We start from the raw sequence: 11,109 nt of genomic DNA, 5'->3' as shown, positions 1-11,109 counted from the left end.
TCGGTGGCCAGGCGCAGGTGCGGGGCGTCAGCGGGGTCTGGAAGGACCTCACGGACAACGTCAACTTCATGGCCCTGAACCTGACTTCGCAGGTACGGAACATCGCCCAGGTCACCACCGCCGTGGCCAACGGCGACCTGTCGAAGAAGATCACCGTCGACGCGCGCGGCGAGATCCTCGAACTCAAGGACACCGTCAACACGATGGTGGAGCAGCTGCGCGCCTTCGCCGACGAGGTGACCCGGGTGGCCCGCGAGGTCGGCACGGATGGTCGACTAGGCGGTCGCGCCCAGGTGTTGGGCGTCTCCGGTGTCTGGCGCGACCTGACCGACAACGTCAACTACATGGCCGACAACCTGACTTCGCAGGTCCGGAACATCGCGCAGGTCGCGACCGCGGTGGCGCAGGGCGACCTGTCGAAGAAGATCGACGTGGACGCGCGCGGCGAGATCCTGGAGCTGAAGACCACCATCAACACGATGGTCGACACCCTCTCCTCCTTCTCCTCCGAGGTCACCCGGGTCGCCCGCGAGGTCGGCTCCGAGGGCCAACTCGGCGGCCAGGCACGGGTGGAGGGCGTCTACGGCACCTGGAAGCGCCTGACGACGAACGTGAACGAACTCGCGCTGAACCTGACCACGCAGGTCCGCGCGATCGCCGAGGTGGCCTCGGCGGTGGCGCAGGGCGACATGTCCCGCTCGATCACGGTGGAGACCCAGGGCGAGGTCACCGAGCTGAAGGACAACATCAACCTGATGGTGGCCAACCTCCGCGAGACGACCCGCGCGAAGGACTGGCTGGAGTCCAACCTGGCCCGCCTCGCCGCGCTGATGCAGGGGCACCGGGACCTGATGGAGGTCGCCGACCTGATCCTGCGCGAGCTGACCCCGCTGGTGAACGCGCAGTACGGGGCGTTCTTCCTGGCCGATCCCGACGAGGACAGTCTGCGAACGGCCATCCCCGCCAAGGGACTTGCCTTCATCGCCGGGTACGGGTCCGCGCAGGCGGCGACCGTGGACACAGGCGGGATGCCGGTGCACGGGCTGGTGCGGCAGGCGGCGCGGGAGAAGAAGCGGATCCTGGTGGAGGAGGCACCGCCGCACTACATCAAGATCAACAGCGGGCTCGGTGAAGCCGCCCCGGCGAGCGTGGTCATCATCCCGATCATCTTCGAGGACAAGCTCCTCGGCGTGATCGAACTGGCCTCCTTCTCCCGCTTCTCCGACGTCCACCTGGCCTTCTTCGACCAGTTCGTGAACACCATCGGCGTCGCGATCAACACGATCATCGCCAACTCCCGTACAGAGTCCCTGCTCGGCGAGTCCCAGCGGCTGGCGATGCAGTTGCAGGAACGCTCGGACGAACTCCAGAAGCAGCAGGCCGAGTTGCAGCGGTCCAACGCCGAACTGGAGGAAAAAGCGGCCCTGTTGGCGACCAGCTCCCAGTACAAGTCGGAGTTCCTGGCGAACATGAGCCATGAGCTGCGCACCCCGCTCAACTCGCTGCTGATCCTGGCCCGGCTGCTCTCCGACAACCCGGACGGTCATCTCTCCGACCAGGAAGTGCAGTTCGCGAGCACGATCCACCGCTCCGGCTCGGACCTGCTCCAGCTCATCAACGACATCCTCGACCTGTCGAAGATCGAGGCCGGCCGCATGGACGTACGCCCCAAGCGGCTCCCGCTCATCAAGCTCCTCGACTACGTCCACGCCACGTTCCGCCCGCTCACCCTGGACCGGGGACTCTCCTTCGAGGTGTCGGTCGGCGAGGACGTGCCGCGCGAACTCTGGTCCGACGAGCAGCGGCTCCAGCAGATCCTGCGCAACCTGCTGTCCAACGCCATCAAGTTCACCGCCACGGGCCGCGTCGAACTCCGCGTCAACCGGGTCAAGGACCCCGAACACCGCTACTCCGACACCAGCGACGAGGTCATCGTGTTCGCCGTCTCCGACACCGGGATCGGGATCGCCCCGGAGAAACTCCCGGTGATCTTCGAGGCGTTCCAACAGGCCGACGGCACGACCAACCGCAAGTACGGCGGCACGGGGCTGGGGTTGTCGATCAGCCGTGAGATCTCCGGCCTGTTGGGCGGCCGTATCGTCGCCGAGAGCGAGCCGGGACAAGGGTCCACCTTCACTCTCTACGTCCCCGTCGTCAGCCCCGGGCACGCGGCGACCGCGCGGACCTCCGAGGACCGCGAACTGCCCGCGATCGCCGAGCAGTTGTGCGTCGAGTCGTTCACCGGGCACGAGGTGGACGACTCTTGGCCGACACCCACCAAGCTGGAGGCGTGGAAGGCCGGGCGAGCGGGTCAAGTGCTGCCGGGGCGGCGGGTGTTGATCGTGGACGACGACATCCGCAACGTCTTCGCGCTCACCCATGTGCTGGGGCGGGTCGGGATGCCGGTGCTCTACGCGGAGAACGGGCGCGAGGGCATCGAGACCCTTGAGCGCAATCCCGACGTCGAACTCGTGCTGATGGACATCATGATGCCGGAGATGGACGGGTACGAGACCATCGCCGCCATCCGCCGTGCGCCGCGCTGGACCGGGCTGCCCATCGTCGCGCTCACCGCCAAGGCGATGCCGGGCGACCGGGAGAAGTCGATCGCGCGGGGCGCCAATGACTACGTACCGAAGCCGGTGGATGTCGATCAGTTGCTGACCGTCGTCTGCGCGTTGCTGGATCCCGAGGCCGTGTCCGAGGACATCGCGGTGGCGGATCCGGGTACTTCAGGTTCAGGTACTTCAGGTGAGTCGGCGGTACCGCCGACGACCGAGTGAGGCACGGTCATCATGAGCGCTGAGGCAACGACCGGCGAGCGCGCCAGCATCCTCCTGGTCGACGACATGGAGGACAACCTGGTCGCGCTGGAGGCCGTCCTGGGGTCCCTCAACGAGCCGCTGGTACGGGCTCGTTCGGGCGAGGAGGCGATGAAGGCGCTGCTGCGGCAGCGGTTCGCCGTGGTTCTCCTCGACATCCGGATGCCGGGCATGGACGGGTTCGAGACCGCCGCGAACATCAAACGGCTCGACCAGACCAAGGACGTGCCGATCATCTTCCTGACCGGCACGGACTCGGACGCGGGGTATGCGTTTCGTGGCTATGCCACGGGTGCGGCCGACTACTTGACCAAGCCATTCGATCCTTGGGTGTTGCGGGCGAAGGTCACCGTTTTTCTCGAACTGCACCGGAAGAACCAGTTGTTGGAGCGGATGCTGGCGCGGGAGCAGGGGCAGTTCGATGAACTGGCGTTGCGGCTCAAGGAGATTGAGGCGCGGGTGGCTGCGAGTTCGGTGGATGAGGTGCGGGAACTTCGGTACCAGGTGCGGGAGTTGGGGCAGCTGGTACGGGATATGCGGCGGCGTCAGGCCTGATGGGTCCGTTGTTGTCTGCGGGTCGGTGGGGGCTTGTCGCGCAGTTCCCCGCGCCCCTGATGGGCCCCGCGGCCCCTTCGGGGCGCGGGGCCCATCACATGGTCACGCTTCGCGCGAGCCCGCGTACATCTCGTCGATCAGGTGCTTGTACTCCCGTTCCACCACCGGGCGCTTGAGCTTGAGGCTCGGGGTGATCTCGCCGTGTTCCACGTCGAGGTCGCGCGGGAGGAGGCGGAACTTCTTGATGGTCTGCCAGCGCTGGAGGCCCTCGTTGAGTTCCTTGACGTAGGCCTCGACCATGGCGACCGTCGCGGGGGCGGCGACGACCTCGGCGTAGGACTTGCCCTCCAGGCCGTTCTCCTTGGCCCATTCCAGGATGGACGGTTCGTCGAGGGAGATGAGGGCGGTGCAGAAGTTCCGGTCGGCGCCATGCACCAGGATGTTGGAGACGTAGGGGCAGACGGCCTTGAACTGGCCCTCGACCTCGGCGGGCGCGATGTACTTGCCGCCGGAGGTCTTGATGAGGTCCTTCTTGCGGTCCGTGATGCGCAGGTAGCCGTCGGGGGACAGTTCGCCGATGTCGCCGGTGTGGAACCAGCCATCCGACTCCAGGACTTCGGCGGTCTTCTCGGGCAGCCCGTGGTAGCCCTCCATGATGCCGGGGCCGCGCAGCAGGATCTCGCCGTCGTCCGCGATGCGCACCTCCGTGCCGGGCAGCGGCTTGCCGACCGTGCCGGTGCGGTAGGCCTCGCCGGGGTTCACGAAGGAGGCCGCGGAGGACTCGGTCAGGCCGTAGCCCTCAAGGATGTGGATGCCGGCGCCGGCGAAGAAGTAGCCGATGTCGGGCGCGAGCGCGGCCGATCCGGAGACGCAGGCGCGCAGCTTGCCGCCGAAGGCCTCGCGGATCTTCGCGTAGACCAGCGCGTCGGCGACCTTGTGCTTCGCGGCGAGGGCGAAGGGCGCGGTGGCCGTGCCGGTGCGGCGGAAGTTGTCCTGGGTGACCTTGGCGTACTCGCGGGCGACCTCGGCGGCCCACTGGAAGATCTTGTACTTGGAGGCGCCGCCTGCACGTGCCTTGGCGGCGACGCCGTTGTAGACCTTCTCGAAGATGCGCGGGACGGCCGCCATGTACGTCGGCTGCACGACCGGCAGGTTCTCGATGATCTTGTCGACCCGGCCGTCGACTGCGGTGACGTGCCCGATCTCGATATGCCCGGACGTGAGCACCTTGCCGAAGACGTGCGCGAGCGGGAGCCACAGGTACTGCACGTCCTCGGGGCCGAGCAGTCCGGTCGCGGCGATGGCCTTCGCGAGGTACGACCAGTTGTCGTGCGGGAGGCGGACGCCCTTGGGGCGGCCAGTCGTACCCGAGGTGTAGATGATCGTCGCGAGCTGGTCCTTGGTGATGGCCCCGACCCGCTCCTTGATCAGGTCCGGGTTCTTCTCCAGGTACGCGGCACCGCGCTGCTCCAGCTCGGCCAGGGTCAGCACCCAGTCGCCTTCGTCGGCTCCGGGCTCCACGCCGGTCGGGTCGATGACCACGACGTGCGTCAGCTCGGGCAGGTCGGCGCGCTTCTCCCGCGCCTTGGCGAGCTGCGCCGCGTCCTCCGCGATCAGGATCCTGCTGTCGGAGTCGGCGAGGATGAACGTCGACTCGTCGGCGTTGGTCTGCGGATACACCGTGGTCGTGGCGGCGCCGGCGCACAGGATGCCCAGGTCGGCGAGGATCCACTCGACGCGGGTGGCGGAGGCGAGGGCGACGCGCTGCTCGGGCTCCACGCCCAGTTCGATCAGACCGGCAGCGATGGCGTAGACCCGCTCGGCGGCCTGCGCCCAGGTCAGCGACTTCCAGTCGTCGGGGCCCTCACCGGAGGCCGTCGGCACCGGGTAGCGGTAGGCCTCGGCGTCCGGCGTGGCCGCCACGCGCTCCAGGAAGAGGCCCGCCACGGACGGCGGACGGTTCTCGATCAGGGTCTGTGTGTCGCTCACGACATCCTCCGGGCCCGCGACAGTGCGGCTACTGGCTTGTTGCTGCGGCGGTCGACTCATTGCTGAGGCGGTTGGCTCACTGCGGCTGGTGGCTCATGTGGCTGTTGTTTAACTCACGAGTAACTATCGAGCAGTGATCAGAGTAAGCCGCGACCGGCCGGTGCGTAAGGGGCGGTGGACGGTCACTTCGAACAGAGCCATGACCACTTCGCGCAGACCCAAGGCATAGGGCCCGCCACGCGAAAGCGCAACGGGCCCGGTGAATCGTCTGACTGTCGTCCGAAATTTCGGTGTACGGGGTCGCTACTTCCCGCGCTCGGCGCCGCCTACTTCTTGCCCTTGCCGCTGCCGGCGTTCTCGTCGCTGGACAGCACTGCGATGAAGGCCTCCTGGGGAACCTCCACGGAACCCACCATCTTCATCCGCTTCTTGCCCTCCTTCTGCTTCTCCAGCAGCTTCCGCTTACGGGAGATGTCACCGCCGTAGCACTTGGCGAGGACGTCCTTGCGGATGGCGCGGATGGTCTCGCGGGCGATGACCCGGGAGCCGATGGCCGCCTGGATGGGCACCTCGAAGGCCTGCCGCGGGATCAGCTCCCGCAGCTTGGCGACCAGCCGCACGCCGTACGCGTACGCCGCGTCCTTGTGCGTGATCGCCGAGAAGGCGTCCACCTTGTCGCCGTGCAGCAGGATGTCGACCTTCACCAGGCTGGAGTCCACCTCGCCGGTGGGCTCGTAGTCGAGCGAGGCGTAGCCGCGGGTCTTGGACTTCAGCTGGTCGAAGAAGTCGAAGACGATCTCCGCGAGGGGCAGCGTGTAGCGGATCTCGACACGGTCCTCGGAGAGGTAGTCCATGCCGAGCAGAGTGCCGCGCCGGGTCTGGCACAGCTCCATGATCGCGCCGATGAACTCCGACGGCGCGAGGATCGTCGCGCGCACGACGGGCTCGTAGACCCTGTCGATCTTCCCCTCGGGGAACTCGCTCGGGTTGGTGACGACGTGCTCGCTGCCGTCCTCCATCTCGACCCGGTACACCACGTTCGGCGCGGTCGCGATGAGGTCGAGCCCGAACTCGCGCTCCAGCCGCTCCCGGATCACGTCCAGGTGCAGCAGCCCGAGGAAGCCGACACGGAAGCCGAAGCCGAGGGCAGCGGAGGTCTCCGGCTCGTAGACGAGCGCGGCGTCGTTGAGCTGGAGCTTGTCGAGGGCCTCGCGCAGCTCCGGGTAGTCGGACCCGTCCAGCGGATACAGGCCCGAGAAGACCATCGGCTTGGGGTCCTTGTAACCGCCGAGCGCCTCGGTCGCGCCCTTGTGCAGGGTGGTGATCGTGTCACCGACCTTGGACTGGCGGACGTCCTTCACACCGGTGATCAGATAGCCGACCTCGCCGACCCCGAGCCCGTCCGCGCCGAGCATCTCCGGCGAGTTCGTCCCGATCTCCAGCAGCTCGTGCGTGGCGTTCGTGGACATCATCCGGATCTTCTCGCGCTTGGTGAGCTGCCCGTCGATGACCCTGATGTACGTCACGACACCGCGGTAGGAGTCGTAGACGGAGTCGAAGATCATGGCGCGGGCGGGCGCGTCCGCGTTCCCGACCGGCGCCGGGACCTCCTTGACGACCTTGTTCAGCAGTACGTCGACACCGATACCGGTCTTGGCGGACACCCGCAGCACGTCGTCGGGATCGCACCCGACGAGGTTGGCCAGCTCCTCCGCGAACTTCTCGGGCTGCGCGGCCGGCAGGTCGATCTTGTTCAGTACGGGGATGATCGTGAGGTCGTTCTCCATCGCCAGGTAGAGGTTGGCGAGGGTCTGGGCCTCAATGCCCTGGGCAGCGTCCACGAGCAGCACGGTGCCCTCGCAGGCGGCGAGCGACCGCGAGACCTCGTACGTGAAGTCGACGTGTCCCGGGGTGTCGATCATGTTGAGGATGTGCGTACTGCCCTTGTCGGCCCCCTCGGTGGGGGCCCACGGCAGACGCACCGCCTGGGACTTGATCGTGATGCCACGCTCGCGCTCGATGTCCATGCGGTCGAGGTACTGAGCACGCATCTGCCGGCTGTCGACCACTCCGGTCAGCTGGAGCATCCGGTCGGCGAGCGTGGACTTGCCGTGGTCGATGTGCGCGATGATGCAGAAATTGCGGATCAACGCCGGGTCGGTACGGCTCGGCTCGGGCACATGGCTGGGGATCGCGGGCACGCAGGGTCCTGATTCTTGAGGCGTCCGCAGTGTCTGCGGTCTCGGGTCGGATCGATACGTAGGCTCCATCGTCCCACGCGTGGGAGGTGCGGTCCGGTTTGGGCCGGTGCGGGTGGGTAACCACGGGGGTTTTCGCGGGTCGGTTCGGTGGCGGGTTCGGGCGCGGGTTCGGGGGCTCAGGGGCTTCTCGGGGAGCGGGAAGAGTGGTCGGGCATGTCTGGGGCCGCTCGGGGACTCGGGGAGCGGTTCGGGTAGGCCTGGGACTGCTCGGGAGCCGGGTCAGGGGCCTGGCCTGGGCCGACAGACGGAGGATGCGGTCCGGCTCGGGACGGTGCGAGAGGTTCGCCGGAGGCCCTCGGGGACCGGCCGGATGCCTCGCGGGGACCGGTTTGGGTGGGCCGGTGGGCGGCTGGTAGCCTGGGTGGCTGTGCCTCATCCCTGACCGGTATCTCCGCTCGGTGCGAGGCGCACCCCAAGAAAAATCATCGGCGCGGGACCCGTGCGGCCCCGTGCCAGAACCTGCAAAGGCTCATTCGTGGCGAACATCAAGTCCCAGATCAAGCGGATCAAGACCAACGAGAAGGCTCGGCTGCGCAACAAGGCCGTCAAGTCCTCCCTGAAGACCGCGATCCGCAAGGCCCGCGAAGCCGCTGCCGCGGGTGACGTCGAGAAGGCCACCGAGTACCAGCGCGCTGCCGCGCGTCAGCTCGACAAGGCCGTCGCGAAGGGCGTCATCCACAAGAACCAGGCCGCCAACAAGAAGTCGGCGCTTGCTTCCAAGGTCACCGCGCTCCAGGGCTGATCCTTCCGCACTTGCCTCGGCCCGCGCTCGCGCGGACCGGACCAGTAGCAATCCACCGTGAGGACAACGTCGAGCCCTCTACCTCGATTCACGGACAGACATCGTGGTCGCCACGCCACGTACAGTGCCCCCGGACCCACTTCGGGGGCATTGCTGTTTCCCGGCCCTGTTGCATCCCAGCCTTGTCGCATCCGGCTCTGTTGCATCCCGGGGAGGGAGCTGATCCCCGGGGACGAAGAGCCGGGGGCAGCGTCGACCGGGGCGGAACTGGAGCAGCGTCGGTCAGGGGCAGCGTTGGCCGGGGGCAGGACCGGGGCAGCGTCGGTCAGGTCTGTCCCCGGGACCGGGCCGCCCGGGCGATCGCGACGACCGCCTTCTCCAGCGCGTACTCCGGATCGTCCCCACCGCCCTTCACTCCCGCGTCCGCCTCGGCCACCGCCCGCAGCGCGACGGAGACCGCGTCCGGTGTCCACCCCCGCATCTGCTGCCGTACCCGGTCGATCTTCCACGGCGGCATCCCCAGCTCACGCGCCAGATCCGCCGGCCGTCCCCCGCGCGCGGACGACAGCTTCCCGATCGCCCGCACCCCCTGCGCCAACGCGCTGGTGATCAGCACCGGCGCCACCCCGGTGGACAACGACCACCGCAGCGCCTCCAGCGCCTCCGCCGCCCGCCCCTCGACGGCCCGGTCCGCGACCGTGAAGCTCGACGCCTCGGCCCGCCCGGTGTAGTACCGCCCGACGACCGCCTCGTCGATGGTCCCCTCGACGTCGGCGACCAACTGGGAGACTGCGGACGCCAGCTCCCGCAGATCACTGCCGATGGAGTCGACGAGCGCCTGGCAGGCCTCCGGCGTGGCCGATCTCCCGGTCGCCCGGAACTCACCCCGCACGAAGGCCAGCCGGTCCGCCGGCTTCGTCATCTTCGGGCAGGCCACCTCCCGCGCCCCCGCCTTGCGTGCGGCATCGAGCAGCCCCTTGCCCTTGACCCCACCCGCGTGCAGCAACACCAGGGTGATCTCCTCGGCGGGCGCGTCGAGATACCCCTTCACATCCTTGATCGTGTCCGCGGACAGATCCTGCGCATTGCGTACGACCACGACCTTGCGCTCCGCGAAGAGCGACGGGCTGGTCAACTCGGCGAGCGTGCCGGGCTGCAACTGATCGGAAGTCAGGTCACGTACGTCCGTGTCGGCGTCGGAGGCCCTGGCAGCGGCCACCACCTCCCGCACGGCACGGTCGAGCAGGAGGTCCTCCTGGCCCACGGCAAGCGTCACCGGGGCGAGAGGGTCGTCATTCGCAGTCTTCCTGGCCATCCCGTAAAGCATCGCACGCGCCACTGACAACGCGTCCCGGGTAGCGGGAGGCGAGTGGGTTCTGGGTGGGGTGCATGTCGGCGCCGGGTGAGGTGCGCGCGGCTCCGGGCGGGGTGCGCGGGGTGCGGATGGGCTCTGGGTGAGGCCCGCGCGGGCCTGGGATCGGGCCGGTACCGGAATAGGGGCCGGTACCGGATTCGGGGCTGCTACGGCTCCTCGCGCCAGCCGTCCCACTCCCCCGCGAACGCGTCCAGCTCCGCGGGGTCGAGCCGCCCGTCCCCGTCCCGCAGAACGAGCAGCCACTGCGCGTCCTCGGCATCGTCCTCACCGGCCAGCGCGTCCCGCACCAACCGCGGTTCCTCATCGAGCGCGAACCGCTCCCCGATCGCCTCGGCCGCTTCCTGAGCCGCGTCTCGGTCGGGCAGTACCAGCACATGTCTCACATCGCTCACGGGGACATTTTCCGGTACGGCCGCGGGCTCGCGCGCACCCCCCAGGGCTAGGCGGACCTACGCATCGTCGGCACCGCCCCCAGTTCGATCCCGAACCGCTCCCGGTACACCGCCAACACCTCCTCGTCCGTGGTCAGTTCGCGTGTGTCCCGCGTCCCGTCCGCCCCCGTCACCGTCAGACCGCGACCGCTGAGCGTGACCCGACCCCCGTCGTCGGTGAGCCGTGAGCAGACCAGTGACCGGGTGAAGTGCGACGCGGGCGAGGTGCTGTGCCACCACGCTCCGGCCACGAAGTCACCGAGCACCCGGGGCCGCGTCTCCAGGCGGTACTCGGGCTCGCCGTTCCGGAACACGTCCAGGTCCCCCTGCTCCGCCGAACCCGCTCCGAACGTCCCGCCCTGCACGCCGGCCGCGTCCGGTCCCGACGCGACAACCCTGAACGTGCCGCCGGGATCCCGCTGTTCACCCCGCTCCTCGTAGGCCAGCGGATAGTGGCTGTGCGTCCCGAACCCCACGTCGGCCAACCACACGCCCCCGTCCACCGTCCCCACCCGCAGCGCGAGATGGTCGTACGGAATCCCCAGCCGCCCCTCGTCCCCGTACACCCGCGCCGCGAGCAACGCGACCTCGAAGCCCAGCGCGCCGAGCAACGCGCCGAACAGCCCGTTCAGTTCGTAGCAGAACCCGCCCCTGCCCGCGCCCACCACCTTCTCCAGCAGCCGGTTCTCCTCCAGCACGATCTCCTCCCCCAGATGGATCGACAGATTCTCGAAGGGCACGGTCTGCAGATGCCGCAGATGCAACTCGCGCAGGGCATCGGCTGTGGGCGACGCCGGGCGCTGGACTCCCAGTCGCCGGAGATAGGCATCAACCTGTGCGGGATTCATGGCCTCAGTCTCGCGCGACCTGGGGCTCAATGGCCGTGGCGGCGGTTGCGCGTCACCGTCGACTGATCGCCCCCTCTCCTTCCCGG

Annotated in this window: 8 protein-coding genes; 3 read left to right on the top strand and 5 right to left on the bottom strand. The window is 68.3% G+C overall.

Annotation, left to right across the window (positions count from 1 at the left end; genetic code table 11):
- Positions 1–2,783: HAMP domain-containing hybrid sensor histidine kinase/response regulator (locus SPR02S_RS58095; RefSeq protein ID WP_019064186.1), on the top strand; the 2,783-nt coding region annotated here is incomplete at its 5' end.
- A gap of 12 nt (positions 2,784–2,795) precedes the next feature.
- Complete coding sequence (locus SPR02S_RS47895; RefSeq protein ID WP_019064185.1) at positions 2,796–3,377, top strand: response regulator; 582 nt, start codon at positions 2,796–2,798, stop codon at positions 3,375–3,377.
- 102 nt (positions 3,378–3,479) lie between these two features.
- Here the strand turns inward: SPR02S_RS47895 and SPR02S_RS47890 are convergent, their stop codons facing one another.
- Together SPR02S_RS47890 and lepA are read right to left on the bottom strand one after the other, a co-directional pair.
- Positions 3,480–5,366, bottom strand: coding sequence for an AMP-dependent synthetase/ligase (locus tag SPR02S_RS47890; protein ID WP_019064184.1), 1,887 nt, complete (start codon positions 5,364–5,366; stop codon positions 3,480–3,482).
- Between the two features lie 326 nt (positions 5,367–5,692).
- Positions 5,693–7,567 carry a translation elongation factor 4 gene (lepA, locus tag SPR02S_RS47885; RefSeq protein WP_019064183.1) on the bottom strand — a complete coding sequence of 625 codons (1,875 nt, stop codon included), beginning with the start codon at positions 7,565–7,567 and terminating at the stop codon, positions 5,693–5,695.
- A 535-nt stretch (positions 7,568–8,102) separates the two neighbouring features.
- Here lepA and rpsT point away from each other — a divergent pair.
- Positions 8,103–8,369: a 30S ribosomal protein S20 gene (gene rpsT / locus SPR02S_RS47880; RefSeq protein ID WP_019064182.1), complete on the top strand. Its 267-nt coding sequence runs from the start codon at positions 8,103–8,105 to the stop codon at positions 8,367–8,369.
- A 325-nt stretch (positions 8,370–8,694) separates the two neighbouring features.
- Here rpsT and holA read toward each other — a convergent pair whose 3' ends face one another.
- From holA to SPR02S_RS47865, 3 genes are all read right to left on the bottom strand, one after another.
- Positions 8,695–9,684 carry a DNA polymerase III subunit delta gene (holA, locus tag SPR02S_RS47875; RefSeq protein ID WP_218006611.1) on the bottom strand — a complete coding sequence of 330 codons (990 nt, stop codon included), beginning with the start codon at positions 9,682–9,684 and terminating at the stop codon, positions 8,695–8,697.
- Between the two features lie 206 nt (positions 9,685–9,890).
- Positions 9,891–10,136 (bottom strand): hypothetical protein, encoded by a 246-nt coding sequence (locus SPR02S_RS47870; protein WP_026151554.1) that lies wholly within the window; start codon positions 10,134–10,136, stop codon positions 9,891–9,893.
- 47 nt (positions 10,137–10,183) lie between these two features.
- A complete protein-coding gene (locus SPR02S_RS47865) occupies positions 10,184–11,023 on the bottom strand; it encodes an arylamine N-acetyltransferase family protein (protein ID WP_019064179.1) in 840 nt (279 codons plus the stop codon).
- Positions 11,024–11,109: the final 86 nt, after the last annotated feature.

Source organism: Streptomyces prunicolor NBRC 13075, assembly GCF_000367365.1.
Taxonomy (GTDB): domain Bacteria; phylum Actinomycetota; class Actinomycetes; order Streptomycetales; family Streptomycetaceae; genus Streptomyces; species Streptomyces prunicolor.
Note: the sequence above shows the minus strand (reverse complement) of the source record. Positions and strands in the feature narration are given on the sequence as shown.